The following is a 25,134-nucleotide window of genomic DNA, read 5'->3' on the forward strand; positions in this document are numbered from 1 at the left end:
TGGCCCGCGCCACCCCCTTCCAGTGTTGGCGGGCCCCGCACGCATGATCGGTCGGCGGCGGCCCAAACCACCCCATCGGTTCAATGAGCGGATCGCGCTTTGACGTCGGGACACCCCCGGCTCACGGGCGGTGCCGCACCGCCCGCCGCAGGTGCTCGCCGGTGAACGACCCCTGCGCGTCGAGGAGTTGTCGAGGCGTCCCCTCGAAGACGATCTCGCCGCCGTCCCGGCCGCCGTCCGGGCCGAGGTCGATCACCCAGTCGGCCCGGGCGATCACGTCGAGGTTGTGTTCGACGACGACGACCGTGTTGCCCGAGTCGACCAGTCGGTCCAGCAGGGCGACGAGCCCCTCCACATCCGCCATGTGCAGGCCGGTCGTCGGTTCGTCGAGCACGTAGACCGCGCCCGTCCGGTGCAGTCGCGTGGCCAGCTTGATGCGCTGCCGCTCGCCGCCGGAGAGCGTGGACAGAGGCTGCCCCAGCGTCAGATAGGTGAGGCCGACGTCCCGCAGGGCGCGCAGCCGGCGCCGTACGCCCGTGTCGTCGAAGAAGCCGAGCGCCTGTTCGGCCGTCATCTCCAGGACGTCCGCGATGGAACTGCCCTTCACCGTGAGCCGCAGCACCTCCTCCTTGAAGCGCCGCCCCTCGCAGACGTGGCAGGTCGTCGTCACCGGGTCCATGAAGGCGAGGTCGGTGTAGATGATGCCCCGGCCCTCGCAGGTGCCGCAGGCCCCGGCCGAGTTGAAGCTGAAGAAGCCCGCCTCGGCCCCCGTCTCACGGGCGAAGATCTTCCGGACCGTGTCCATGATCCCCAGGTACGTCGCCGGGGTGGAGCGGCCCGAGATGCCGATCGACGACTGGTCGACGACCACGGCCTCGTCGTGGGCTGCGGTGAACTCCCCGGCCAGGGTGCTCTTTCCGGACCCGGCGACCCCGGTCACCGCGGTGAGCACACCGGCCGGGAACCGTACGGTCACGTCCCGCAGGTTGTGCCGGTCGGCGCCCTTGACCCACAGCTCGCCGGTGGGCTCCCGCACCTCGTCCTTGACCGCCGTCCGGGTGCGCAGGCAGCGCCCGGTGAGCGTGCCGGACACGGCCAGCTGCTCCGGCGTCCCCTCGAACACCACCGTGCCGCCCCCGGCACCGGCGCCCGGCCCCATGTCGACGACGTGGTCGGCCAGCGCGATGACGTCCGGGTCGTGCTCGACCACCAGCACGGTGTTGCCCTTGTCGCGCAGCCGCAGCAGCAGGTCGCCGAGGCGGCCCACGTCCCGCGGGTGCAGGCCGACGCTCGGCTCGTCGAAGATGTACGTCATGCCGGTCAGGCTGGAGCCGAGGTGCCGCACCGTCTTCAGCCGCTGCCCCTCCCCGCCGCTGAGCGTGGCCGTCTCCCGGTCGAGGCTGAGATAGCCGAGGCCGATCGCCTCGATGCGCTCCAGCGCGGCCACGGCGGCCCCCGCGATCGGCCCGGCCACCGGGTCGTCGATCTCCTTCAGTACGGTGATCAGGTCCGTGACCTGCATGCGGGTGCAGTCGGCGATCGACCGGCCGTTGATCCGGGTCGCGAGCGCCGCCGCGTTCAGACGTGCTCCACGACAGTCCGGGCAGGGGCCCTCCACCAGGAACGCGCGGACCAGGTCCCGGGTCTTCTGGCTCATGGCCGACAGGTCCCGCTTCAGGTACAGCCGCTCGAAGCGGACGGCCAGCCCCTCGTACTCGGTGGTCCAGGTGCCGCCGGTGCCGCCGGTGCCGCTGACGGTGACCTTGCTGCCGGGCCGCCCGCGCATCAGGAACTCCCGCTCGGCGGCCGTGAACCGCCCCACCGGCTTGTGCGGGTCGAGATCGGCGCTGTTCGTGTACGCCTGCCCCTGCCAGGTGCCGGCGGCGAACGGCGGGAAGCGGACCGCTCCGTCCGCGAGGGAGCGGCCCGGGTCCAGAATGCGGTCCCAGTCGGGCCGTACCGTCCGGCCGAGGCCGTCGCACTCGGGGCACATGCCCGACGGGTCGTTGAACGAGTACGCCGTCGCCGGTCCGGCGCTCGGGGTGCCGTGCCGGGAGAACAGCACCCGGATCACCGAATAGACGTCCGTCATGGTGCCGACGGTCGACCGGGAGTGGCCGCCGACCTGCCGCTGGTCCACGACGATCGCGGGGGTGAGGTCCTCCAGGCCGTCCGCGTGCGGCCGCTCGAACTTGGGCAGCCGGTTGCGGACGAACCATGGATACGTCTCGTTCAGCTGGCGCTGCGACTCCACCGCGATCGTGTCGAAGACGACGGACGACTTCCCCGAGCCCGAAACGCCGGTGAACACGGTCAGCCGGCCCTTCGGGATGCGCAGGGTGACGTCCTTGAGGTTGTTCTCGCGTGCTCCGGTCAGGGTGATGGCATCGTGTGCGAAGTCGGTCATGCCACCGACGCTAGGAGGAAAACCCGACAGCCTCTGGCGTGATTTCCCTCAGTTTCCCCTCCTCCAGCAGCAGCCAGCGCGTGATGCCGATCGACTCCAGGAACGGCAGGTCGTGGCTGGCCACGACCAGCGCCCCCTCGTACGACTCCAGGGCCGTGGTGAGCTGGCGGACGCTCGCCATGTCGAGGTTGTTGGTCGGCTCGTCCAGCATGAGCAGCTGCGGCGCGGGCTCGGCCAGCATCAGCGCGGCCAGGGCGGCCCGGAAGCGTTCGCCGCCGGACAGCGTCGCCGCCTTCTGGTCGGCGCGGGCGCCCCGGAACAGGAAGCGCGCCAGCCGCGCCCGGATCCGGTTGTTGGTGGCGCCCGGCGCGAACCGGGCCACGTTCTCGGCGACGGACAGCTCCGCGTCGAGGACGTCGAGCCGCTGCGGCAGGAACCGCAGCGGGACGTGCGTCGTCACCTCGCCCGACTCCGGGGCGAGCTCCCCGGTGATCGTGCGCAGCAGCGTGGTCTTGCCCGCGCCGTTGCGCCCGATCAGCGCGACACGCTCGGGTCCGCGCAGTTCGAAACCGCCCTGCACGCGGCCGCCGTACCGGAGCCCCAGGTCCTGCAGGGTGAGGACGGTACGCCCCGGCGGCACGGCCGTGTACGGCAGGTCGACGCGGATCTCGTCGTCGTCCCGTACGGCCTCCACCGCCTCGTCGAGCCGCTCCCTGGCCTCGGCGAGCTTCTCCTCGTGCATGATGCGGTGCTTTCCCGCGGACTCCTGCGCCGCGCGCTTGCGCGCCCCCATGACGATCTTCGGCTCGCGCTTCTGGTCCCACATCTTCTGCCCGTACCGCTTGCGGCGGGCCAGCTTGACCTGGGCGTCGGCCAGTTCGCGCTTCTGCTTGCGGAAGTCGGACTCGGCGACGCGCACCATGCGCTCGGCCGCCTCCTGCTCGATCTCCAGTGCCTCCTCGTAGTCGGAGAAGTTGCCGCCGTACCAGGTGATCTCGCCGGAGCGCAGATCGGCGATCTGGTCGACCAGGTCCAGCAGTTCACGGTCGTGGCTGACGACGACCATCACGCCCGGCCAGGACTGGACGGCCGTGTACAGCCGCCTGCGGGCGTACAGGTCGAGGTTGTTGGTCGGCTCGTCCAGCAGCAGCACGTCGGGCCGCCGCAGCAGCAGTGCGGCCAGCCGCAGCAGGACCGACTCGCCGCCCGAGACCTCGCCGAGGGTGCGGTCCAAGTCGACGTGCCCGAGGCCGAGTTCGCCCAGGGTGGCGAGGGCGCGCTCCTCGACGTCCCAGTCGTCGCCGACGGTCTCGAAGTGCGCCTCGGAGACGTCACCGGCCTCGATGGCGTGCAGGGCGGCGCGCCGTTCGGCGATGCCGAGGGTCTCGTCGACGCGCAGGGTGGTGTCGAGCGTGACGTTCTGCGGGAGGTAGCCGACCTCGCCGGCCACGCGGACGGTGCCGTCGGCCGGTGCGAGTTCACCGGCGATCAGCTTCAACAGGGTTGATTTTCCCGACCCGTTGACGCCGACCAGGCCGGTCCGGCCAGGGCCGAACGCGACGTCCAGGCCCTCGAAGACGGGGGTGCCGTCGGGCCAGGTGAACGAGAGGGACGTAACGGTGATGGAAGTAGACATAAGGGCCTCATTCGCGGTTGCTTGAAGCGGTCAGGGGCAAACGCGTGTCGAGACACCTGCGACCAGGGGAGGAGGCTCCATGGGCACGTCGCGGACATGAAAAATGCCCTGCACCGGAGGACGGCTCGAACGCCGAGGTCGCACGCAGCGCACACCAGAGGGGTGTGACGCGGTGTCTCAGGACCTCAGACGAGCAACGTCCTTCTCCAATCGGCGGCAACAGGACGCTTCAGACCGTACGAGGGCGCTGTGAGCCTGTCAACGGATTAACGTGGAACTCGATCTTCCTGCCCTGAGGAGGCCTCCGTGCCGCACGGCCCGCTCTCGCTGCCGGCCCGGCTCTGCCTGCTGGCCTGGGACGCCGGGCGACCGGCGGCCGGCGGCAGCGCCCACCGGCCCGGCCTGGTGCGGGCCGGCGCCCTCGTCGAGCTGGCGCGGCGCGGGCTGCTCACCGACGAGGGGGGCATCGCCACGCCGGTCGACCTGGATGCGAGCACGGGTGACGCGGTCCTCGACGGGCTGCTCGAACTCGTCCGAGAGTCGTGCCCGCACCCCTGGCGCACGTGGGTGACGCTGCGGACGCGGGTGACCTTCGACGCCGTGCGGGAGCAACTGGTGGCCGAGGGCTGTCTCCGGGCGGAGAAGAGACGGGTCCTCGGCGTGTTCCCGTCCGTGGAGTACGCGCTGGAGCGTGTGGCTGTCGTGGACGCGCTGCGGGAGGAGACACGGCAGATCCTCCGCGGGCCGCTGCCGGTCGCCGAGCTCTCGGAGCGGGACGCCGCCCTCGGCGCCCTCGCCGCCGCGGTGGGCCTCCTCGGCACCGGCACTCCCGACCAGCGCGCCGAGGAGCTGACCGAACGGGCCGGAACGTCGACGCCCGGCCTGGGGAGAATCATGCGCGAGGTGAACGCGGCGCTGACGGCGGGGCGCGCGGCGGCGACCTCGCCCTGACACCGGTCAAAGCCGACTGCGCCGGCAGCGCTACGACATCACGGCCGGCCTCGACGCTGCCCACGGAGGCGACGAAGCCCGCCCCGACCGGCCACTGCCCCGGCCCACCGATCACCGTGGACCGGCCACTGCCCCGACCCACCGATCACTGCCGACTGGTCACCGCCCCGGGCCCACCGGCCACCGCCGACCGACCACCGCCCCGCCCAACCACCCCGTCGCATTCCTGCCAGACCCACCCCCGCCCGGCTGGTTCAGTTGCTCGCATGACGAAGCAGAGCGACCGTGCAAGAGCCTTCCGCGACCTCCACATCCCCGGGACCCCGCTCGTCCTGCCCAACGCATGGGACGCCGTCAGTGCGCGGCTCGTCGAGGACGCGGGTGCCGCCGCCGTGGCGACGACCAGTGCCGGGCTCGTCTGGGCGCTGGGGGTGCCGGACGGCGAGCGGGTGGACCGGGACGCGGCGCTCGCTGCCGTCGCCAGGATCGCCGAGGCCGTGACCGTCCCCGTGACCACGGACATCGAGAGCGGTTACGCCGCGGACGCCGCGGGTGTGGGCGACACCGTCCGGGCGGTCCTGGCCGCGGGGGCGGTGGGGGTGAACATCGAGGACGCGCTGCACGACGCGGGAGCGAGCGGTCCGCTGCGGGACGTCGCCGAGCAGGCCGAGCGGATCGCCGCCGCACGCGAGGCGGCCGACGCGGCGGGTGTGCCGCTGTTCGTCAACGCCCGGATCGACACCTTCCTGAGCGGCGCGGGGGGAGTGGACCTCACCCTGGAGCGGGCCGCCGCCTTCCGTGCCGCCGGCGCCGACGGGATCTTCGTCCCCGGGGCCGTCGACCCGGGGACGGTGAAGGAACTCGTGGGCGGCGTCGACGGGCCGCTGAACGTCATGGCAGGCCCCGGCGCACCCCCGGTCGCCGACCTGGCCGCCCTGGGCGTCGCCCGCGTCAGCGTCGGCTCGGGCATCGCCCAGGCCGCCCACGCCCTGGTCCGCCGGGCCGCCCGGGAGCTGCTGGAGCGGGGGACCTACGGGTCACTGACGGACGCGCTCGACCACGGCGAGGTCAACGCCCTCCTGGAACGGACCCGTTAGCTCAGCACGCGTCCCGCATCAGCTCGGCGAGACCGTGGTCCAGATCCAGCTGAAGGTGCTCCAGACCGACGGGCACGAGTTCGCTCGTGGCCTCGAGGAACCGGCGGATCTCGCTCGAGCGGACGTGGACCACGGCGGTGCCCTCGGGGGCGTGGAACTCCAGGACCGTGCGGTCGTAGCCGTAGGGCCGCACGCGCACGTCGCCGTGCCCCTCGGCGCTCTTCTGGCCCGCGGCGAGCAGCTCGCGGGAGAAGGTCCAGCAGACCTCGACGCCCTCCAGCGTGGCCGGGGCGGGGAAGGTCATGCGGACGGCGAAAGGGTCACGCCGGTCGTAGTGCAGCGTCGCGGGAATGCTCGGCATACGCGGCGCGGCGGCGACGAGGCGGGCCTCCACGGGCTGCTCGATGACGATGGACAACGCCTTGCTCCCTTGTGACGGCTGGACGGACACTTCCGGGCGGATGAGGCCGGGCATTGGAAGAGACGACGGAATCAGCCAATCCGTGCACACGAAATGCGAGTGACCTCTGTCACCGCGTTCATGCACCAGAGTGACGTGACTCTCCTCGTGTGCCCCCAAGGGCACTTGTGGCGCCCGCCGCACCACCCGGAGCGCCCGCGAGGCCATCTGGACGGCACCCGGGCGGTGGGCTAGCTTCCCCGCCATGAGGCGCATGGGGAGCACGCGACGGACGGGACGAACACGGGGCAGGGCGACCGCGCTGGCGGCCTGCGCGGCGGCACTGGCAGCCCTGACCGCGGTACCGGCACAGGCGCACGAACCGGGGCAGCGGGTGCCGCACTGGGAAGTCAAGGACACCGGCGCCCCGGAGGCACGCTTCCGGGGCCTCGCCGCCGTCAGCCGGAACACCGCCTGGGTCGCCGGTACCGGCGGCACCGTCCTGCGCACCACCGACGGCGGGGCGAACTGGCGGAACGTCTCACCGCCGGGCGCGGGGGAGTTGCAGTTCCGGGACGTCGAGGCGTTCGACGCACGCCGGGCCGTGGTCCTGGCCATCGGCGAGGGCGAGGCGTCCCGCGTCTACCGCACCGACGACGGCGGAGCGACCTGGACCGAGTCCTTCCACAACACCGACACCAAGGCGTTCTACGACTGCCTCGCCTTCTTCGACCACCGCCACGGTCTCGCGATGAGCGACCCGGTGGACGGCAGGTTCCGCATCCTGTCGACCGGCGACGGCGGCCGTACCTGGAAGGTGCTGCCGGACAAGGGCATGCCGGCCGCGCAGGAGGGCGAGGCCGGGTTCGCGGCGAGCGGCCAGTGCCTGGTGACGTCCGGGTCGAAGGACGTCTGGCTCGCCACCGGCGGGGCGGCACGCGCGCGGGTGCTGCACTCCGCCGACCGGGGACTCACCTGGACGGCCACCGACACGGCCCTCCCGGCGGGCGATCCGGCCCGCGGCGTCTTCGCCCTCGCCTTCCGCGACCGCACCCGGGGTCTCGCCGTGGGCGGCGACTTCCGCCCCGACCAGCCCTCACCGCGCGCCGCCGCACGCACCTCCGACGGGGGCCGCACCTGGCGCCCGGCCGCCGCACCCCCGCCCGCCTACCGTTCCGGCGTCGCCTGGCTCCCGCACAGCCGCACCGCCGCCCTGGCCGTCGGACCCACCGGCACCGACCTCACCACGGACGCCGGCCGGACCTGGCGGACCGTCGACACGGGCTCCTACGACACCGTCGACTGCACCCCGGACCACGGGTGCTGGGCCGCCGGCGAGAAGGGCCGGGTTGCCCGTCTGGAGCACTGAGCATGCGGCATGCGCTGATCCTCGGCAGTGTGGGTACTCGTTCACTGATCGTGAAAGGAAGTGAGCGAGAATGCCACGCGGTTCGAGCTCCAAGCGGGAGCGCCAGTACGAGCACATCAAGGAAAGTGCGAAGGACCGGGGCGAGAGCACCGGCCGTGCCAAGGAGATCGCCGCGCGGACGGTGAACAAGGAACGCGCCCGCTCCGGCGAGTCGAAGACCGCCAGCCGCACCTCCACCCAGGACATGTCCTCCGGCAAGCGGGGCGGTCAGCGGTCCGGGCAGGGCTCCCAGGGGCCCACCTACGACCAGCTGTACCAGGAGGCCAAGCGCAAGGGCGTCGAGGGCCGTTCCAGCATGAACAAGAGCCAGCTGCAGCGCGCACTGGGCAAGTGAGGCGGATGCCTCAGAGGGTCTCCCGGTAGGTCTCCAGCGCGGGCGCCGTCTTCGTCGCCGTGAACTCGGTGACGCGGTACGCGCACACGCCCGCGGTGACGAACGGGTCCTCCGCGGTGATCTCCTCGATCCGCGCGCGATCCCCCGCGACGGCGATGATCACCCCGCCGTCGCGGGGGTTCTTGCGTCCGGACGCGAGGAAGACGCCCCGCTCGTACTGCTCGTCGAGCCACGCCACATGCGCCGGCAGCACGGCGTCGACGGCTTCCAGCGGGGCGGTGTACGTCAGCTCCAGCACGAACATGACCGGGAGCCTACCCCCGGGCATCCGCCCGGCCGCCGGGGAGCCCGTAGGCTCAGGCCACCATGACGACCGTACGCATTCCCGAGGACTGGCCCACCACCGAGGAGCAGGCCCGCGCCGTCCAGGACGCCCTGCGCGAGCGGGTGATCCGCGACGAGCCGGGCCCGCCGCCCGGGACCGGCCGTGTGACAGGTGTCGACGTCGCCTACGACGACGAACGGGACGTCGTCGCGGCGGCCGCGGTCGTCCTGGACGCGGCGAGCCTCGAAGTCGTCGCCGAGGCCACCGCGGTGGGCCGGATCTCCTTCCCTTACGTACCCGGGCTGCTCGCCTTCCGCGAGATCCCCACGGTCCTGGCCGCCCTCGACGCCCTCCCGTGCGGCCCCGGCCTGGTCGTCTGCGACGGCTACGGTCTCGCCCACCCCCGCCGGTTCGGCCTCGCCAGCCACCTCGGCGTCCTGACCGGCCTGCCCACGATCGGCGTCGCGAAGAACCCGTTCACCTTCACCCACGACGACCCGGACGCCCCGCGCGGCAGCACCTCCGCGCTGCTCGCCGGCTCCGAGGAGGTCGGCCGGGCCCTGCGCACGCGCGACGGGGTCAAGCCGGTCTTCGTCTCCGTCGGCCACCGGGTGTCGCTGGACAACGCCTGCGCGCACACCCTCGCGCTGACCCCCGCCTACCGCCTCCCGGAGACCACGCGCAGAGCGGACGCGCTGTGCCGCGAGGCACTTCGGGAGACCTACTCGGCCTGACCGTCCACCCGCCAGCGGCCCACCTCGCGGTACTCCGAGTCGTAGATCGCCGATTCGTCCCCGGGGGCGAGCGCGTAGTGACGCAGACTGCCGGCCCAGTACCTCAGGATCCGGCCCAGTTCGCCCGCCGGGTCCTCCGCCAACGCCGCGTCGTCCAGGGAAACTTCCAGGAGGAATCTCATGCCTTCAAGGGTTTCATTGAACTCCTCGTTGGCACTTTTCGAGCGGTCACCGGGGGCGGATCGCTGAAAGTCTCAAGCCGGGCCGGAAGAGGGCGGGCGGGGCGGTCGGCCGGATCTGAGTACCGCCTCTGAGTACCAGTACGGATGCCCCGCCGGCGCCCCCGTCGGCAGGCTGGGGCGCATGACAACGCACCGCGCCCCCAAGCCTGTTTCCGGCCCGACCCAGACCGTCGAGCGGGCCGTCACCATAGGGCTGATCCTCGCCGTGCTGGCCGGGCTCGGCTGGATCGCCGGGATGATCTACACCATCGCCGAGTGGCCGCTGTAGGACCGTCAGCGGGCCGACGCGACGCGGAAACGGATGCCCGCCGCGCGCAGCCGGTCGATCAGCGCGTTGCCCATCGCCACCGCCGTGGTGACCTGACCCGCCGTCTTCGGAAGGTCGTCGAAGGCCAGGCAGAGCGCGGACTCGGCCAACATCTTGGCCGTCTCGTCGTAGCCGGGATCGCCGCCCGAGACCTCCGTGTACACCCGCTTGCCGCCGCCTTCGCCCACGAAGCGCACGGAGAACCAGCTCTTCGCCCGCTTCTGCGGGCTCGGCCCGTCCCCGGGCTTGAGCCGGTCCGACAGCCAGCGCCGCGCGGGCGGCACCTGGGCCGCCGCGACCAGCGCCCCGACCGCCGCGACCCCGCCCACAGCGACCGGCAGATGCCGGACGGCCGCGTACTGCCGGTAGCGGAAGTCGGGCCCGTAGCGGTCGAGAGCCGACGCCGAGCGCCGCACGATCTGCGGGTCGATCGTCGGCATCGGCAGTGCCCACGCGCCGACCTCCTTGGCGAACCGCGGACCGCCCACCGGCGCCGACGTCCGCCGGCCCACCAGCCGTGGCTCGTGCCGCCGCCGGTCCCGCGCGGCCGCCGCCATCTCCCGATGCCGCGCGAACTGGTTGAGCGCGGAGGCGAAGGTCCCGCCCGAGAAGGCCGCGTCGGCGGTGACGAAGCCCTCCACGGTCAGCGGCACGTCCTCGGGCAGCTGCTGCACGGTGAAGTACACACCCAGGTCGTGCGGGATCGAGTCGAACCCGGCGGCGTGCACCAGCCGCGCCCCGGTCTCCCGCGCGCGGGCGTCGTGCCGGATGTACATCAGGTCCACGAACTCGGGCTCGCCGCACAGGTCGAGGTAGTCGGTCCCGGCGTCCGCGCAAGCGGCGACGAGTTCCTCGCCGTACGTCACGTACGGGCCGACGGTCGTGGCGACCACGCGCGCGTGCCCGGCGAGGTCGCGCAGCGAGGCCGGGTCGGAGACGTCCGCCTGCAGCACCCCCACCTCGGCGCCGGCGGGGAGCCGCTCCCGCAGCCGCTCCAGCTTCTCGGCGTTGCGGCCCGCGATCGCCCAGCGCAGCTCCTCGGGCGCGTGGGCGGCCAGATACTCCGCGGTGAGCACCCCGGCGAAACTGGTCGCTCCGAAGAGCACGATGTCGTACGGACGGTCCGTCCTGCTTTGCCTGCTCATGACACCCCTCGGTCGTGCAGCCCGTGCCGCTGTCGGTGGCCGAGGCTAGCGTGAGGAGTGCGGAGCCCGACGACGAGCCCGGAGGACGACGATGGCCGTGCCCAGGAATGCCCTGAAGAAGTGGGAGAAAGTGCGCGCGTTCGCACTGGGGCTGCCGGATGCCGTCGAGGAGTTCCCCTGGGGCGAGTCCGTCGCGAAGGTCAACAAGAAGGTGTTCGTGTTCCTCGGCGTCCAGGACGGCAGTTACCCCATGGGGGTGACGGTGAAGCTCAAGGACGAGACGGCGCACGCGCACGCGCTGGCCTGTCCCGGCGCCGAGCCCGCCGGCTACGGCCTGGGCAAGGCGGGCTGGGTGAGCATCCCCCTGGAGCAGCAAGGTGCCCCGGCCGCGGAGGTGCTCTGCGACTGGGTGGAGGAGAGCTACCGGGTGATCGCCCCGAAGCGGCTGATAGTCGAGCTGGACGGAAGCTGACCTCGTCCGGCAGATTGCTAAGCGCTTGCTCGTTCAGGTCTTGTGCCGAGTGGAACGCGTTCTTAGCATCACTGGTGTTACATCAGTTGTGTCACAGCATGGGGGCTGGATGACCACGGCAAGGACGCCGGCACACGGGCCGCTCACCGGCGTGCGCGTCGTCGAGCTGGCCGGCATCGGGCCCGGCCCGTTCGCCGCCATGCTCCTGGCCGACCTCGGGGCCGACGTCGTGCGGGTCGACCGGCCGGGCGGCCCCGGACTCGCGATCGACCCGGCCTGCGACGTCACCAACCGCAACAAGCGCTCGGTCGTCGTGGACCTGAAGGCCCCGGACGGCCCGGACCAGGTGCTCGACCTCGCGGCCCGCGCCGACATCCTGGTCGAGGGCAACCGCCCCGGTGTCGCCGAGCGGCTCGGTGTCGGCCCCGAGGCCTGCCACGCCCGCAACCCGCGTCTCGTCTACGGCCGGATGACCGGCTGGGGCCAGGACGGACCGCTCGCCCAGCGTGCCGGGCACGACATCGCCTACATCGCCCCCACCGGCGCCCTCGGCATGATCGGCCGGCCGGACGAGCCGCCGCCGGCCCCGGCCAACCTGCTCGGCGACTACGCGGGCGGTTCCCTCTACCTCGTCGTCGGTGTCCTCGCGGCCCTCCACCACGCCCGGGCGACCGGCACCGGCCAGGTCGTCGACGCCGCCATCGTCGACGGCACCGCCCATCTCGCCACGATGATCCACGGCATGCTCGCCGCCGGCGGCTGGCAGGACCGCCGCGGCGCCAACCTCCTGGACGGCGGCTGTCCCTACTACGGCACGTACGAGACCGCCGACGGCCGGTACATGGCCGTCGGCGCCCTGGAGCCGCAGTTCTACGCGGAGTTCCTCGCCCTCCTCGGCATCGAGGACCAGGCCGCGGCCCGCAAGGACGTCGCCCGCTGGGGTGAACTGCGCGAGCAGGTCGCCGCCCGCTTCACCATGCGGACGCGGGACGAGTGGACGGCCGTCTTCGACGGCTCCGACGCCTGCGTGGCGCCCGTGCTGTCGCTGCGCGAGGCCCCGCACCACCCGCACCTGGCCGCCCGCGGCACCTTCACCGACCACGGCGGCATCACCCAGCCCGCCCCGGCCCCCCGCTTCTCCGCGACCCCGACCTCCGTCCGCACCGGCCCGGCGCGGCCGGGCGCCGACACGGCGGACGTCGCCCGGGACTGGGACGTCCCCGGGCTCCTCCCAGCGTCCCGAAACCCTCAGTGAAAGGCCTCCTCGTGAGCACCGAAGCGTACGTGTACGACGCGATCCGCACCCCGCGCGGCCGCGGCAAGGCCAACGGCGCCCTGCACGGCACCAAGCCCATCGACCTGGTCGTCGGACTCATCCACGAGATCCGCGCCCGGTTCCCCGGCCTCGACCCGGCCGCTGTCGACGACATCGTCCTCGGCGTCGTCGGCCCGGTCGGCGACCAGGGCTCGGACATCGCCCGGATCGCCGCCATCGCCGCGGGCCTGCCCGACACGGTCGCCGGTGTGCAGGAGAACCGCTTCTGTGCCTCGGGCCTGGAGGCCGTCAACCTGGCCGCCGCCAAGGTGCGTTCCGGCTGGGAGGACCTCGTGCTCGCGGGCGGTGTCGAGTCCATGTCCCGGGTGCCGATGGCCTCCGACGGCGGCGCCTGGTTCAACGACCCGATGACCAACCTCCAGGTCAACTTCGTGCCGCAGGGCATCGGCGCCGACCTCATCGCCACCATCGAGGGCTTCTCCCGGCGCGACGTCGACGAGTACGCGGCGCTCTCCCAGGAGCGGGCCGCCACCGCGATGAAGGACGGCCGCTTCGAGAGGTCCGTCGTACCGGTGAAGGACCGCAGCGGCCTCGTCGTCCTCGACCACGACGAGTTCCCGCGCCCCGGCACGACCGCCGACTCCCTCGCCAAGCTGAAGCCGTCCTTCGCGGACATCGGCGAACTCGGCGGATTCGACGCGGTGGCGCTCCAGCAGTACCACTGGGTGGAGAAGATCGACCACGTCCACCACGCGGGCAACTCCTCCGGCATCGTCGACGGCGCCTCGCTCGTCGCGATCGGCTCCAAGGAGGTCGGCGAGCGCTACGGCCTCACGCCCCGCGCCCGGATCGTCTCCGCCGCCGTCTCCGGCTCCGAGCCGACCATCATGCTCACCGGCCCGGCCCCGGCCACCCGCAAGGCCCTCGCCAAGGCCGGGCTGACCATCGACGACATCGACCTCGTCGAGATCAACGAGGCGTTCGCGGCGGTCGTGCTGCGCTTCGTGAAAGACATGGGCCTGTCCCTGGACAAGGTCAACGTCAACGGCGGCGCGATCGCGCTCGGCCACCCCCTCGGCGCCACCGGCGCGATGATCCTCGGCACCCTCGTCGACGAACTGGAGCGCCAGGACAAGCGCTACGGCCTCGCCACGCTGTGCGTCGGCGGCGGCATGGGCGTCGCCACCATCGTCGAGCGCATCTGACCCCCTCCCGACGGATCACACGGAGCACCTCCACATGAGCACTGAGTCCACCACCATCCGCTGGGAACAGGACCGCACCGGCCTCGTCACCCTCGTCATCGACGATCCGAACCAGTCCGCGAACACCATGAACCAGGCGTTCCGCGACTCGCTCGCCGCCGTCACCGACCGCCTGGAGGCCGAGAAGGACTCCATCCGGGGCGTCATCATCACCTCCGCGAAGAAGACCTTCTTCGCCGGCGGCGACCTGCGCGACCTCATCCGGGTCACGCCCGAGACGGCCCAGGAGCTGTTCGACGGCGGCATGGCCATCAAGCGGAACCTGCGCCGCATCGAGACCCTCGGCAAGCCGGTCGTCGCCGCGCTCAACGGCGCTGCCCTCGGCGGCGGTTACGAGATCGCCCTGGCCTGTCACCACCGCGTCGCACTCGACGCGCCCGGCTCCAAGATCGGCTGCCCCGAGGTCACCCTCGGTCTGCTCCCCGGCGGTGGCGGCGTCGTCCGCACGGTCAGGCTGCTGGGCATCGCCGACGCCCTGCTGAAGGTCCTCCTCCAGGGCACCCAGTACAGCCCGCGCCGCGCCCAGGAGAACGGCCTCGTCGACGAGGTGGCCGACAGCCCGGAGGACATGCTCGCCAAGGCCCGCGCCTTCATCGACGCCAACCCCGAGTCCCAGCAGCCCTGGGACAAGCCGGGCTACCGGATCCCGGGCGGCACGCCGGCCAACCCCAAGTTCGCCGCGAACCTGCCCGCCTTCCCGGCCAGCCTGCGCAAGCAGACGAACGGCGCCCCCTACCCGGCCCCGCGCAACATCCTCGCCGCCGCCGTCGAGGGCTCCCAGGTCGACTTCGAGACCGCGCAGGTCATCGAGGCCCGCTACTTCGTGGACCTCGCGGCCGGGCAGACGTCGAAGAACATGATCCAGGCGTTCTTCTTCGACCTCCAGGCGGTCAACTCCGGTGCGAACCGCCCCAAGGGCGTCGAACGGCGCCAGGTCCGCAAGGTCGCCGTCCTCGGCGCCGGGATGATGGGCGCGGGCATCGCCTACTCCTGCGCCCGCGCCGGCATCGACGTCGTCCTGAAGGACGTGTCCCTGGAAGCGGCCCTCAAGGGCAAGGGCTACTCCGAGAAGCTGTGCGCCAAGGCCGTCACCAAGGGCCGTACGACCCAGGAGAAGGCCGACGCGCTGCTCGCCCGGATCACCGCCACCGCCGAGGTCCAGGACCTGGCCGGCTGCGACGCCGTCATCGAGGCCGTCTTCGAGGACACGTCGCTCAAGCACAAGGTGTTCCAGGAGATCCAGCACGTCGTGGAGCCCGACGCGCTGCTGTGCTCCAACACCTCCACCCTGCCCATCACCGCCCTCGCCGAAGGCGTGGAGCGCCAGGGCGACTTCATCGGCCTGCACTTCTTCTCGCCCGTCGACAAGATGCCGCTCGTCGAGATCATCAAGGGCGAGCGCACCGGCGAGGAGGCCCTGGCCCGGGCCTTCGACCTGGTGCGGCAGATCAACAAGACGCCGATCGTCGTCAACGACTCGCGCGGATTCTTCACCTCCCGCGTCATCGGCCACTTCATCAACGAGGGCGTCGCCATGGTCGGCGAGGGCATCGAGCCCGCCTCGGTCGAGCAGGCCGCCGCCCAGGCCGGCTACCCGGCCAAGGTGCTGTCCCTGATGGACGAACTGACACTGACCCTGCCCCGCAAGATCCGGGCCGAGTCCAAGCGGGCGGTCGAGGAGGCGGGCGGCACCTGGACGGCCCACCCGGCCGAGGCCGTCATCGACCGCATGGTCGACGAGTTCGGCCGCACCGGCCGCAGCGGCGGCGCCGGTTTCTACGACTACGGCGACGACGGCAAGCGCACCGGCCTCTGGCCCGGACTGCGCGAGCACTACACCAAGCCCGGCCACCGGATCCCGTTCCGGGCCATGCAGGAGCGCATGCTGTTCTCCGAGGCGCTGGACACCGTCCGGCTGCTGGAGGAGGGCGTGCTGACCTCCGTGGCCGACGCCAACATCGGCTCCATCTTCGGCATCGGCTTCCCGGGCTGGACCGGCGGCGTGCTCCAGTACATCAACGGCTACGAGGGCGGTCTGCCCGGATTCGTGGCACGCGCGCGTGAACTCGCCGAGCAGTACGGGGAGCGCTTCACGCCGCCCGCCCTGCTGGTGGAGAAGGCGGAGAAGGGGGAGCGGTTCAGCGACTCAGCCCGCGCCTGACGCACCGGAGTCCGAAGGCCCGGTGAGCCACTCGCCCAGCTCTTCCTTCAGCGACCGCTGGAAGGCGGTGAGGAGCGCCTGCACCACCAGCGGGTGCATGTGCGCCGACAGGGACCGCACGTCCCGAGCGTCACGCTCCGCCACCTCGCCGCGGAAGAGCTGGGACAGCTCCCGGGCCGCGGCGCGCGTGTGTTCGATGAGCACCTTGCGCGCCGCGAAGATCGCCTCCGGGGAGAGAGGGACGTCCAGCAGTCCCGCACCGAGCCGGAGCAGACCGAGGTCGGCCTCGTACCCGCCGTCCGCGGGCCGGACCACGCCCATCGCGACGAGCCGCTCGACGTCCTCGTCGCCCAGGGGCCGTCCGGCCCGCCGCTCCAGCTCCGCCCGGGTGACCGTCTCGACGGTCTCCGGCGCCCAGGAGGCCACCACGGCCCGGTGGATGGCGAGGTCGTGCGCGCTCAGGTCCGGCGGCAGCTGCCGCAGGTAGCGCTCGATGCCGGCCAGCGTCATGCCCTGCTGCTGCAACTCCTCGATCAGCGCCAGCCGGGCCAGATGCGCGCGCCCGTAGTGCCCCACGCGCCGCGGACCGAGCACCGGCGGGGGCAGCAGCCCCTTGGTGCCGTAGAAGCGGACCGTGCGCACCGTGACACCGGCCCGGGAGGCCAGCTCGTCGATCGTGAGGGTCGGCTCCTCGGTGTCGGTCGTCATGTGCAGCAGTATCGCTGTCTCACCAGTGCTGTGAAACCTCACCGCAGCCCTTGATGACCATGCGGTGAACGACCGGTGGCCGCTGTGCGTGTCCGTAGTGGACCTTGTGAGAAGTGACGCTCTGTGACGCGGGCCACCGTATGGGCCCGGATGGGTGTGGGAAGGTGCTGGCTTGGTCTGCGCCGCGTCACAAGGGTGGTGCGGGCCACTGCACTGTACGGACCCCGGGCCCACGACGTCCGGGGCGATCCAGAGAGTGGAACCACCCGTGAGCAAGGACGCCGTGAACACGGCTGCGGCCACGCCGCGTACCGATGCGGCCGCAGTGCCCGCGGACGCGGGCGACGCCGGCTACAGCAAGGACCTCAAGGCCCGCCACGTCAACATGATCGCCATCGGGGGCGCGATCGGCACCGGACTCTTCCTGGGTGCGGGCGGCCGTCTCCACAACGCGGGCCCGGCGCTGGCGATCGCGTACCTGGTCTGCGGCATCTTCGCCTTCTTCGTGGTCCGGGCCCTCGGCGAACTCGTGCTCTACCGCCCCTCCTCGGGCTCCTTCGTGTCCTACGCGCGCGAGTTCCTCGGCGAGAAGGGCGCGTACGTCGCCGGCTGGATGTACTTCCTCAACTGGTCGACCACCGGCATCGCCGACATCACCGCGATCGCGCTCTACACGCACTACTGGAGCATGTTCACGGACATCCCGCAGTGGGTGCTCGCGCTGGTCGCCCTCGCGGTCGTCCTGGCGGTGAACCTGATCTCGGTGAAGTACTTCGGCGAGATGGAGTTCTGGTTCGCGATCATCAAGGTCGCCACGCTCGTCGGCTTCATGTTCATCGGCATCTTCCTGCTCGCCACGCAGCACGAGGTGGGCGGCCAGACCCCGGGCCTGAGCGTCATCACCGACAACGGCGGCGTCTTCCCGCACGGCATGATGCCGGTCGTCCTCGTCATGCAGGGCGTGATCTTCGCGTACGCCGCGCTGGAGCTGGTCGGTGTCGCCGCGGGCGAGACCGCCGAGCCGGAGAAGGTCGTCCCGCGCGCGGTGAACTCGATCATGTGGCGAGTGGGCCTCTTCTACGTCGGCTCGGTCGTCCTGCTGGCCCTGCTCCTGCCCGGTTCGGTCTACTCGGCCGACCAGAGCCCCTTCGTCACGGTGCTGTCGAAGATCGGCGTCCCGGCCGCGGGCGACGTGATGAACCTGGTGGTCCTGACGGCCGCCATGTCCTCTCTCAACTCCGGCCTGTACTCCACGGGCCGCATCCTGCGCTCCATGGCGATGGCGGGCTCCGCCCCGAAGTTCACCGCGCGCATGAACCGCAGCCAGGTCCCCTACGGCGGCATCCTGCTGACCTGCGGGGTGTGCGTGCTCGGCGTCGGCCTGAACTTCCTCGTGCCGGCCCAGGCCTTCGAGATCGTGCTGAACGTCGCCTCGCTCGGCATCATCAGCACCTGGGTGATCATCATGGTCTGCCACCTGGTCTTCGTCCGCCGCGCCAAGGCGGGCCTGATCAGCCGCCCCTCCTTCCGCCTCTTCGGCAGCCCGGTCACGGAGATCACCACGATCGCCTTCCTGCTGGCCTGCCTCGGCATGATGTGGAACGACCACGAGGTCGGCCGCAAGACCCTCCTGCTCATCCCGCTGATCGCGGCCATGCTGGTCGCGGGCTGGTTCGGCGTCCGCCGCCGGGTCTCGCAGACGGCGGACCAGGAGCTGTCGCAACTGACGAAGTAGCAGCCCGCGGCCCGTTGTCAGTGGCCGCGTCTACGGTGGCGTCATGTCGGGGATCACGTATGTCCGAGGTGACGCCACCGTTCCGTCGGTGAAGGGCGTCAAGGTCATCGCGGGCTGGGGCAGGCAACTGGGCGCCTCCGTGCATATGCCCGGTATCGGCTGCGGCCTGGCCGGCGGCAAGTGGTCCCGTGTCGAGCCGCTGGGCCAGGAGCGGCTGGCCCGGCGGGGGATACGGGTGACGGTGTACGACCACGGGGATTGAGACCTGGCGCGGATCGGTCGGCTCAGCCCTGGCTGTCGAAGGCCCGCACCAGGCAGTCGCCGAGGTTCCGCGCGATGCTCCCGTCGGGGTCCAGGCGGGGGTTGAAGATCGCGACGGTGAGGCCGACCGCCCCGCCGCCCGACAGGGCCGTGCGCAGGACGGTTTCCAGCTCCTGCCAGGTCAGGCCGTCCGGCTGCCGGTAGTCGACGGCGGGCATGATCGCGTCGTCCAGGACATCGACGTCGAGATGGATCCAGTAACCGGCGCCGACGCCGTCACCGGTCAGCAGCCTCACCGCGCGCCGGGCCGACTCGGCCGCCCCCAGGGCACGCACGGTATCCAGTTCCAGGGCGTGCAGCCCGGGCGGCAGCGGCTGCATCCCGTACGCCGCGGACTCCTCCGCGTCCCGGAACCCCAGGGCGACGACGTCCTCGTCCCGCACGAGCGGGCCCCGGCCCTCCAGGTCGGCCAGCACGCGCGGGCCGCGCCCGGTGGCCAGGGCGAGTTCCATGGAGGCCACCTCGCCGGCCGGCTCCGCCGACGGCTGGTAGAAGTCGGTGTGCCCGTCCAGGAAGAGCAGACCGTGCCGGTCGCGGCGGCGCAGTGCGAGCAGGTTGCCGAGCAGCACGCTGCAGTCGCCGCCGAGCACGACGGGGAACCGGCCCTGGTCGAGAACATCGCCCACGGCGTCTGCCAGGGCGACGGAGTACGCGGCGATGCCGCCCGGGTTCAGGACTCCTGTCGCCGGGTCCCGCTCCGGGTCGTACGGGGGCGGCTCGACCCGGCCTGCGTGCCCCGCCCCGAGCCCCTCGGCCAACCCGGCCCCGAGGAGCGCCGCCGGCAGGTCCTCGACACCGGTGGGGCGCAGCCCGAGCACGGACGGTGCCTCGACGATCGTCACGTTCCGCACGTCCGGCTCCTCGATCGGCCCGACAACACCGCCGGACGGACGCGCCCGGGGCATGGGCCCACCGTAGACCGAGGGCCGGAAGGAAGCGCGCTGCTCGGGGGCCGGCCGGGGCGTTACGCAACCCGGCGCAGCGGGGCGTAGCCGCATGGCCAAGCAGCACCAACCCCGCCCGGACCGGCGAGGGGGGAGGGGCACGCGGTACCGGCCCCGCCCGCCCCCGAGCGGCATCAACCCCGCCCGGACCGAGGGGCACCACCCCCTCCGCAACCGATCAGAACCGACCCCGCCCGCAGTCCACCCCCGACATCCGAAGCCCAGGCCAGACCGAACCCGTCAGTCGCGCCCGTGCCCCCGATCCTCATGCCCGTGCACCCCGTTCGTCGCGGCGATCCGCTTCCACGACCTGGGCTGCGCAACACCCCCCGACGCCTTGGCCACCGCCGCGGCCCGGGCCGCGGGAACCCCCGGCTTCGACGGCTGGAACAGCCACGTGTCGAACAGTGCGGCCAGCGGCTTGCCCGAGACCTCCTCCGCGTACCGCTGGAAGTCCGCCACGGACGCGTTGCCGTGGGCGTACTTCGACGGCCAGCCCTTGAGGATCGCGAAGAACGCCGCGTCGCCGATCTCGTTGCGCAGCGCCTGCACGGCCAGCGCGCCCCGGTCGTAGACCGCCGTGTGGAACTGGTTGTCCGGGCCGGGGTCCCCCGGCTTCACCGTCCAGAACGGGTCGTCGGCCGGATGCGAGGCGTACACGTAGTCGGCGAGTTCCTGCGCCGTGCCCTCGCCCTCGTGCTCGGACCACAGCCACTGCGCGTAGCGCGCGAACCCCTCGTTGATCCAGATGTCCTTCCAGCCCTTGAGCGACACCTCGTCGCCGTACCACTGGTGGGCCAGCTCATGGACGACGAGGGACACGTTCGACCCGTTCGCGAACTGCCGCGGGCTGTAGAACGGCCGGGTCTGGGTCTCCAGCGCGTACCCGGTGTTCGTGTTCGGCACGTACCCGCCGAGCGCGTTGTAGGGGTACGGCCCGAAGTACCCGGCCAGCCAGTCCGCGATCTCCCCGGTCCGTTCGATGCTCGCCCGCGCCGCCCCGGCATGGGCGCCGAGATCCTTGCTGTAGGCGTTGAGCACCGGAATGCCGCCCTCGGTCGTGCCGGTCGTGATGTCGAACTTCCCGACCGCGAGCGTGGCGAGGTACGTGGTCTGCGGTTTGTCGGAGCGCCAGTTCCAGCGGGTCCAGCCGAGCCGCGAACTCGTCGACTGGAGCGTGCCGTTGGAGATGGCCTGCGTGCCGTCCGGAACCAGCACGGACACGTCGTAGGTCGCCTTGTCGAGCGGATGGTCGTTGCCCGGGAACCACCACGCCGCCGCCTCGGGCTCGTTCGCCGCGACGCCCCCGTCCGGAGTGCGGTGCCAACTGGTGAAGCCGTAGGCCTGCTTCGACGACGGCACCCCGCGGTAGCGCACGACGACCGTGACGGACGTGCCCTTGGCCAGCGGGCTCGTCGGCGTGATCTCCAGCTCGTGCTCGCCCGAGGTCCGGAACGAGGCCTTCGTTCCGTTGACGCGCACCTCGCCGACGTCCAGCAGGAAGTCCAGGTTGAAGCTCGACAGGTCCTGCGTGGCGCGGGCCACGAGGGTCGCCGTGCCCTCCAGCTCGTCCGTGGCCGGCTGGTACTTCAGCCGCAGGTCGTAGTGGGAGACGTCGTATCCGCCGTTGCCGTAGGCCGGGTAGTAGGGGTCGCCGATACCCGGCGCGCCGGGGGAGTGGGGGGCGGCCGACGCCGGGATCGCCAGCAGGAGAACGGCCGCTGCCAGGGCTCCCGGCGCGATGATTCTGCGGTGCACGCAAGGCTCCAAGTCGTAGGGTTCCGAGGTCTTCCGGAGTCTGTCCGGAGCCTATTGACTCCCTGTGCTCCTGATCATGTCCATGGCCCCCGCTGTCACACGATCGCCATTCGGCCGACATGAGACACCCGCCCCAATGGCTCATCCCGGACACGCCGGTCCGTCAGCTGCCCTCTTCTGAACGGGAGTTCACCGATGTACCGTCCGGCCCATGCCGAAACGCACGCGCTTCACGACCTGGAGACCGCTCGCGACGGCGGCCACGGCCGCCCTCTTGGCCACACTGCTCACCCCGGCAGCCGCACAGGCCGCCCCGCGCGAGAGCGAACCCGTCTACTCGTACGAGAACGCCATCCGCGAGGCCGTCTGGGTGGACACCGGGCTCGACGGCGACCGCGACGGAAAGACCGACCGGGTCGCCGTCGACATCGTCCGCCCCCGCGAAACCGCCCGGCAGGGCCGCAAAGTCCCCGTCATCATGGACGCCAGCCCGTACTACTCCTGCTGCGGGCGCGGCAACGAGAGCCAGAAGAAGACGTACGACGCGCACGGCGACGTCGCGCAGATGCCGCTGTACTACGACAACTACTTCGTCCCGCGCGGCTACGCCTTCGTCGGCGTCGACCTGGCCGGAACCAATCGCTCCGACGGCTGCGTCGACGTCGGCGGCCGCTCCGACATCCAGTCCGCGAAGGCCGTCGTCGACTGGCTGAACGGCCGCGCCAGGGCCTACACGACCCGCACGGGCAGCACCCGCGCCCAGGCCGGCTGGACCAACGGCCGCACCGGAATGATCGGCAAGAGCTGGGACGGCACCATCGCCAACGGCGTCGCCGCCACCGGTGTCAAGGGCCTGAAGACCATCGTCCCGATCAGCGCCATCTCCTCCTGGTACGACTACTACTTCCAGCAGGGCGCCCCGCTCTACGACTCCGGCCCCGAGTGGCTGTCCGACTACGTCAACAGCCCCGACGCCCGGGCCAAGTGCGACGCCGTCCAGCAGAAGCTCGTCGACGGCGCCCCGCGCACCGGCGACTGGACCCCGCTGTGGACCGAGCGTGACTACGTGAAGGCCGCGCGCAAGGTCGAGGCGAGCGTCTTCCTGATCCACGGCATGCAGGACCTCAACGTCCGCATGAAGCACGTCGGCCAGTGGTGGGACGCCCTCGCGAAGAACGGCGTCGACCGCAAGATCTGGCTGTCGCAGACCGGCCACGTCGACCCCTTCGACTTCCGCCGCGGCGCATGGGTCAGGACGCTGCACCGCTGGTTCGACCACGAACTCATGGGCATAGACAACGGCATCGACCGCGAGCCCATGGCCGACATCGAACGCGCGCCCGACCAGTGGGACACCTCCCGCGTCTGGCCGCCGAGCGGCACCCGGGCCGCCACCCTGCGCCCCGACCGGGGCACCCAGGCCGGCGTCGGCACCCTCGGTCTGCACCGCGGGCACGGCACCGAGACGTTCACCGACGACCCGAAGCTGAGCGAGACCGACTGGGCCGCCCGGATCGACCAGCCGACACCGGAGAAGGCCGGGTTCGTCACCGGGCCGCTCACCCGCGACCTGCGCCTGTCCGGCTCCTCCGAGGTCAGCGTCACCGCGACGCCCTCCACCCCGACGGCCCACCTCTCCGCCGTCCTCGTGGACATCGGCCCCGCCACCATCCGCGACTACACGGACGCCGGCGAAGGCATCACCACCCTCACGAACCGCACCTGCTGGGGCGCGAGCACCACCGGCGACAGCTCCTGCTTCAAGGAGACCCGGGCGAAGACCGCCGACGTCGACTACACGGTCGTCAGCCGCGGCTGGGCAGACCTCGGCAACCACGCCTCCGGTCACAAGGGCTCCCCGCTCACCCCGGGCAAGCGGTACACGATCACCCTCGACCTCGCGGCGACCGACCACGTCGTGCCCGAGGGCCACCGCCTGGCGCTGATCGTCGCGGGCACCGACCAGGGCCTCATCGACCCTCCCGCCGACCGGCCGAAGCTCACGCTCGACCTCTCCCGCACCTCGGCGCGCGTCCCGTTCGCCGGCGGGGCCACCGCCTTCGCCCGGGCCACCTCGGGCACCGCGTTCGCCACCCCCGACGCCGCGTTCCTGGACGGCGTACGGGAGCCGCGCACCACGTACCGAGTCCCGGAGGGAACCCGGTGACCCCCGACACCACCCGCGTCCGCGCCCTGATCCTGACCACCGTGGCCCTCACGGCCTCCCTGGTCGCCGTCCCCGCCCAGGCGACGACGACCGGCTCCCCGCCGCGCACCGGCTTCGAGCAGTCGAACGGCGCCCGCTGGACCACCCAGCCCGAGGAGCAGGACTTCCTTCGAACCGTCGACCGGTCCGGCAGCCGCGTCTCCGTCACCCGCTTCGGCACGACGAAGCAGGACCGCCCGCTCCAGCTGGTGCGGATCGGCAACCGCCCGAGCCCCAACAAGGTGCTGCTCGTCTGCAGCCAGCACGGCGACGAACCCTCCGGCCGCGAGGCCTGCCTGACCACCGTCCGCGACCTCGCGTACGCCCGCGACAGCCGCACCCGGCGCTTCCTGGACCGCACCACGGTCCTGGTCGTGCCCACCGCCAACCCGGACGGCCGAGCCGCGAACACGCGCGGCAACAGCGACGGCGTCGACATCAACCGCGACCATCTCGCCCTGAAGACCGCCGAGGGCCGCGCCCTGGCCGCCCTCATCCGCGACCAGCGCCCCGACCTCGTCTACGACCTGCACGAGTACGGCGCCACACCCCGGTACTACGACAAGGACCTCTTCGATCTGTGGCCGCGCAACCTCAACACCCACGAGGCGGTCCACGACGAGGCGCAGACCCTGTCCGAGGCGTACGTCCGCCCCGCCGCCCGGCGGGCCGGCCACTCGACCGGCACCTACGGCATCTGGACGGACCCGGAGACCGGTGAGCCGATCAAGCAGGTCGCCGGAGACGGACAAGAGCGCATTCTTCGCAACATGTCCGGTGTAAAGCACTCCGTCGGGTTGCTCATCGAGAGCCGCGTGGACCCGCTCACCGAGGCGGAGAAGGCGGACGAGGCCCTGAACAACCGGCGCCGGGTCACCTCCCAACTCGACGCCCTCAAGGGCCTGTTCGGCTATACCGACCAGCGCCGGGGCCGGATCGAGACGGCGACGGCCAAGGCCCGGCTCGCGGGCTACGCCACCACCGGCCCCGTGTACGTCGGAGGCGCCGACAACGACCCACCCGAACCGGCCGAAATCATCCAGAATCCGCCCTGCGGCTACCGGCTCACCGCCGCCCAGTACGCCGAGGTGGGCGACGAACTCGCGCTGCACGGTGTGCGCGTACGCCGGGACGCGGAGGGCGTGCTCGTGCCCTTGCGCCAGCCCCTGCGGGCCCTCGTGCCGCTGCTGCTCGACGAACGGGCCGAGTACCACCTGACAGGAGGTTCATCCGAAACCGCATGTTGAGAGGGGTGAAATTCCGCCACACGTGGTAGCAGCG

23 protein-coding genes are annotated in these 25,134 nt (G+C 71.8%); 14 read left to right on the forward strand and 9 right to left on the reverse strand.

What is annotated here, in order from left to right; all coding sequences use genetic code 11:
• Positions 1 to 121: 121 nt before the first annotated feature.
• Both AB0G20_RS13255 and AB0G20_RS13260 read right to left on the reverse strand, forming a co-directional pair.
• On the reverse strand, positions 122 to 2,407 hold the full coding sequence (locus tag AB0G20_RS13255) for an excinuclease ABC subunit UvrA (protein WP_361300370.1): 2,286 nt from the start codon (positions 2,405 to 2,407) through the stop codon (positions 122 to 124).
• A gap of 10 nt (positions 2,408 to 2,417) precedes the next feature.
• A complete protein-coding gene (locus AB0G20_RS13260; RefSeq protein WP_361300372.1) occupies positions 2,418 to 4,043 on the reverse strand; it encodes an ABC-F family ATP-binding cassette domain-containing protein in 1,626 nt (541 codons plus the stop codon).
• Between the two features lie 306 nt (positions 4,044 to 4,349).
• Between AB0G20_RS13260 and AB0G20_RS13265 the strand changes: the two genes are divergently transcribed.
• Together AB0G20_RS13265 and AB0G20_RS13270 are read left to right on the forward strand one after the other, a co-directional pair.
• Positions 4,350 to 4,994: a GPP34 family phosphoprotein gene (locus AB0G20_RS13265; protein ID WP_361300375.1), complete on the forward strand. Its 645-nt coding sequence runs from the start codon at positions 4,350 to 4,352 to the stop codon at positions 4,992 to 4,994.
• Between the two features lie 266 nt (positions 4,995 to 5,260).
• Positions 5,261 to 6,091 carry an isocitrate lyase/phosphoenolpyruvate mutase family protein gene (locus tag AB0G20_RS13270; protein ID WP_361300378.1) on the forward strand — a complete coding sequence of 277 codons (831 nt, stop codon included), beginning with the start codon at positions 5,261 to 5,263 and terminating at the stop codon, positions 6,089 to 6,091.
• Position 6,092: 1 nt separating this feature from the next.
• Here the strand turns inward: AB0G20_RS13270 and AB0G20_RS13275 are convergent, their stop codons facing one another.
• Entirely contained in the window at positions 6,093 to 6,509 is a 417-nt protein-coding gene (locus tag AB0G20_RS13275; protein WP_053674905.1) for an SsgA family sporulation/cell division regulator, read from the reverse strand.
• A 256-nt stretch (positions 6,510 to 6,765) separates the two neighbouring features.
• On the opposite strand from AB0G20_RS13275, the gene AB0G20_RS13280 reads away from it, so the two are divergent.
• Positions 6,766 to 7,860, forward strand: a complete 1,095-nt coding sequence (locus AB0G20_RS13280; protein WP_361300381.1) for an oxidoreductase — start codon at positions 6,766 to 6,768, stop codon at positions 7,858 to 7,860.
• A 70-nt stretch (positions 7,861 to 7,930) separates the two neighbouring features.
• Complete coding sequence (locus tag AB0G20_RS13285; RefSeq protein WP_030840999.1) at positions 7,931 to 8,254, forward strand: hypothetical protein; 324 nt, start codon at positions 7,931 to 7,933, stop codon at positions 8,252 to 8,254.
• A 10-nt stretch (positions 8,255 to 8,264) separates the two neighbouring features.
• Here the strand turns inward: AB0G20_RS13285 and AB0G20_RS13290 are convergent, their stop codons facing one another.
• Positions 8,265 to 8,558 carry a YciI family protein gene (locus AB0G20_RS13290; RefSeq protein ID WP_361300384.1) on the reverse strand — a complete coding sequence of 98 codons (294 nt, stop codon included), beginning with the start codon at positions 8,556 to 8,558 and terminating at the stop codon, positions 8,265 to 8,267.
• 62 nt (positions 8,559 to 8,620) lie between these two features.
• On the opposite strand from AB0G20_RS13290, the gene AB0G20_RS13295 reads away from it, so the two are divergent.
• Complete coding sequence (locus AB0G20_RS13295; RefSeq protein ID WP_361300387.1) at positions 8,621 to 9,313, forward strand: endonuclease V; 693 nt, start codon at positions 8,621 to 8,623, stop codon at positions 9,311 to 9,313.
• On the opposite strand, the gene AB0G20_RS13300 is transcribed toward AB0G20_RS13295, so the two are convergent.
• Positions 9,301 to 9,495: a hypothetical protein gene (locus tag AB0G20_RS13300; RefSeq protein ID WP_361300390.1), complete on the reverse strand. Its 195-nt coding sequence runs from the start codon at positions 9,493 to 9,495 to the stop codon at positions 9,301 to 9,303. The genes AB0G20_RS13295 and AB0G20_RS13300 overlap by 13 nt on opposite strands.
• Positions 9,496 to 9,676: 181 nt before the next feature.
• Here AB0G20_RS13300 and AB0G20_RS13305 point away from each other — a divergent pair, with 181 nt between their 5' ends.
• Positions 9,677 to 9,823 carry a hypothetical protein gene (locus AB0G20_RS13305; RefSeq protein ID WP_361300393.1) on the forward strand — a complete coding sequence of 49 codons (147 nt, stop codon included), beginning with the start codon at positions 9,677 to 9,679 and terminating at the stop codon, positions 9,821 to 9,823.
• A gap of 5 nt (positions 9,824 to 9,828) precedes the next feature.
• Here the strand turns inward: AB0G20_RS13305 and AB0G20_RS13310 are convergent, their stop codons facing one another.
• Positions 9,829 to 11,007 carry a saccharopine dehydrogenase NADP-binding domain-containing protein gene (locus AB0G20_RS13310; RefSeq protein ID WP_361300396.1) on the reverse strand — a complete coding sequence of 393 codons (1,179 nt, stop codon included), beginning with the start codon at positions 11,005 to 11,007 and terminating at the stop codon, positions 9,829 to 9,831.
• A gap of 91 nt (positions 11,008 to 11,098) precedes the next feature.
• On the opposite strand from AB0G20_RS13310, the gene AB0G20_RS13315 reads away from it, so the two are divergent.
• From AB0G20_RS13315 to AB0G20_RS13330, 4 genes are all read left to right on the forward strand, one after another.
• Positions 11,099 to 11,479, forward strand: coding sequence for an MmcQ/YjbR family DNA-binding protein (locus AB0G20_RS13315; protein WP_361300399.1), 381 nt, complete (start codon positions 11,099 to 11,101; stop codon positions 11,477 to 11,479).
• A 109-nt stretch (positions 11,480 to 11,588) separates the two neighbouring features.
• Positions 11,589 to 12,734 carry a CaiB/BaiF CoA-transferase family protein gene (locus AB0G20_RS13320; RefSeq protein ID WP_361300402.1) on the forward strand — a complete coding sequence of 382 codons (1,146 nt, stop codon included), beginning with the start codon at positions 11,589 to 11,591 and terminating at the stop codon, positions 12,732 to 12,734.
• An 11-nt stretch (positions 12,735 to 12,745) separates the two neighbouring features.
• A complete protein-coding gene (locus AB0G20_RS13325) occupies positions 12,746 to 13,960 on the forward strand; it encodes an acetyl-CoA C-acetyltransferase (protein WP_094053779.1) in 1,215 nt (404 codons plus the stop codon).
• Positions 13,961 to 13,994: 34 nt separating this feature from the next.
• A complete protein-coding gene (locus AB0G20_RS13330; RefSeq protein ID WP_361300405.1) occupies positions 13,995 to 16,181 on the forward strand; it encodes a 3-hydroxyacyl-CoA dehydrogenase NAD-binding domain-containing protein in 2,187 nt (728 codons plus the stop codon).
• On the opposite strand, the gene AB0G20_RS13335 is transcribed toward AB0G20_RS13330, so the two are convergent.
• Positions 16,167 to 16,889, reverse strand: a complete 723-nt coding sequence (locus tag AB0G20_RS13335; protein ID WP_361300408.1) for a MerR family transcriptional regulator — start codon at positions 16,887 to 16,889, stop codon at positions 16,167 to 16,169. The genes AB0G20_RS13330 and AB0G20_RS13335 overlap by 15 nt on opposite strands.
• Positions 16,890 to 17,157: 268 nt before the next feature.
• On the opposite strand from AB0G20_RS13335, the gene AB0G20_RS13340 reads away from it, so the two are divergent.
• Both AB0G20_RS13340 and AB0G20_RS13345 read left to right on the forward strand, forming a co-directional pair.
• Positions 17,158 to 18,624, forward strand: a complete 1,467-nt coding sequence (locus AB0G20_RS13340; protein ID WP_361300411.1) for an amino acid permease — start codon at positions 17,158 to 17,160, stop codon at positions 18,622 to 18,624.
• 43 nt (positions 18,625 to 18,667) lie between these two features.
• Positions 18,668 to 18,886, forward strand: a complete 219-nt coding sequence (locus AB0G20_RS13345) for a hypothetical protein (protein WP_361300414.1) — start codon at positions 18,668 to 18,670, stop codon at positions 18,884 to 18,886.
• 22 nt (positions 18,887 to 18,908) lie between these two features.
• On the opposite strand, the gene AB0G20_RS13350 is transcribed toward AB0G20_RS13345, so the two are convergent.
• Positions 18,909 to 19,850 (reverse strand): arginase family protein, encoded by a 942-nt coding sequence (locus AB0G20_RS13350; RefSeq protein WP_361300417.1) that lies wholly within the window; start codon positions 19,848 to 19,850, stop codon positions 18,909 to 18,911.
• A gap of 279 nt (positions 19,851 to 20,129) precedes the next feature.
• Complete coding sequence (locus tag AB0G20_RS13355) at positions 20,130 to 21,647, reverse strand: M1 family metallopeptidase (RefSeq protein ID WP_361300420.1); 1,518 nt, start codon at positions 21,645 to 21,647, stop codon at positions 20,130 to 20,132.
• 211 nt (positions 21,648 to 21,858) lie between these two features.
• Between AB0G20_RS13355 and AB0G20_RS13360 the strand changes: the two genes are divergently transcribed.
• Together AB0G20_RS13360 and AB0G20_RS13365 are read left to right on the forward strand one after the other, a co-directional pair.
• A complete protein-coding gene (locus tag AB0G20_RS13360) occupies positions 21,859 to 23,814 on the forward strand; it encodes a Xaa-Pro dipeptidyl-peptidase (RefSeq protein ID WP_361300423.1) in 1,956 nt (651 codons plus the stop codon).
• Positions 23,811 to 25,100, forward strand: a complete 1,290-nt coding sequence (locus AB0G20_RS13365) for a M14 family metallocarboxypeptidase (RefSeq protein ID WP_361300426.1) — start codon at positions 23,811 to 23,813, stop codon at positions 25,098 to 25,100. Before AB0G20_RS13360 ends, AB0G20_RS13365 begins: the two co-directional genes overlap by 4 nt.
• Positions 25,101 to 25,134: the final 34 nt, after the last annotated feature.

This window comes from Streptomyces sp. NPDC024017 (assembly GCF_040638895.1).
Lineage (GTDB): Bacteria > Actinomycetota > Actinomycetes > Streptomycetales > Streptomycetaceae > Streptomyces.

Bases quoted from the DNA above. Each gene is read 5' to 3' on its own strand.
- AB0G20_RS13255 (WP_361300370.1), bottom strand. From the start codon at position 2,407: ATGACCGACTTCGCACACGATGCCATCACCCTGACCGGAGCACGCGAG.
- AB0G20_RS13260 (WP_361300372.1), bottom strand. From the start codon at position 4,043: ATGTCTACTTCCATCACCGTTACGTCCCTCTCGTTCACCTGGCCCGAC.
- AB0G20_RS13270 (WP_361300378.1), top strand. From the start codon at position 5,261: ATGACGAAGCAGAGCGACCGTGCAAGAGCCTTCCGCGACCTCCACATC.
- AB0G20_RS13280 (WP_361300381.1), top strand. From the start codon at position 6,766: ATGGGGAGCACGCGACGGACGGGACGAACACGGGGCAGGGCGACCGCG.
- AB0G20_RS13285 (WP_030840999.1), top strand. From the start codon at position 7,931: ATGCCACGCGGTTCGAGCTCCAAGCGGGAGCGCCAGTACGAGCACATC.
- AB0G20_RS13290 (WP_361300384.1), bottom strand. From the start codon at position 8,558: ATGTTCGTGCTGGAGCTGACGTACACCGCCCCGCTGGAAGCCGTCGAC.
- AB0G20_RS13295 (WP_361300387.1), top strand. From the start codon at position 8,621: ATGACGACCGTACGCATTCCCGAGGACTGGCCCACCACCGAGGAGCAG.
- AB0G20_RS13300 (WP_361300390.1), bottom strand. From the start codon at position 9,495: ATGAGATTCCTCCTGGAAGTTTCCCTGGACGACGCGGCGTTGGCGGAG.
- AB0G20_RS13305 (WP_361300393.1), top strand. From the start codon at position 9,677: ATGACAACGCACCGCGCCCCCAAGCCTGTTTCCGGCCCGACCCAGACC.
- AB0G20_RS13310 (WP_361300396.1), bottom strand. From the start codon at position 11,007: ATGAGCAGGCAAAGCAGGACGGACCGTCCGTACGACATCGTGCTCTTC.
- AB0G20_RS13315 (WP_361300399.1), top strand. From the start codon at position 11,099: ATGGCCGTGCCCAGGAATGCCCTGAAGAAGTGGGAGAAAGTGCGCGCG.
- AB0G20_RS13320 (WP_361300402.1), top strand. From the start codon at position 11,589: ATGACCACGGCAAGGACGCCGGCACACGGGCCGCTCACCGGCGTGCGC.
- AB0G20_RS13330 (WP_361300405.1), top strand. From the start codon at position 13,995: ATGAGCACTGAGTCCACCACCATCCGCTGGGAACAGGACCGCACCGGC.
- AB0G20_RS13335 (WP_361300408.1), bottom strand. From the start codon at position 16,889: ATGACGACCGACACCGAGGAGCCGACCCTCACGATCGACGAGCTGGCC.
- AB0G20_RS13345 (WP_361300414.1), top strand. From the start codon at position 18,668: ATGTCGGGGATCACGTATGTCCGAGGTGACGCCACCGTTCCGTCGGTG.
- AB0G20_RS13350 (WP_361300417.1), bottom strand. From the start codon at position 19,850: ATGCCCCGGGCGCGTCCGTCCGGCGGTGTTGTCGGGCCGATCGAGGAG.
- AB0G20_RS13360 (WP_361300423.1), top strand. From the start codon at position 21,859: ATGCCGAAACGCACGCGCTTCACGACCTGGAGACCGCTCGCGACGGCG.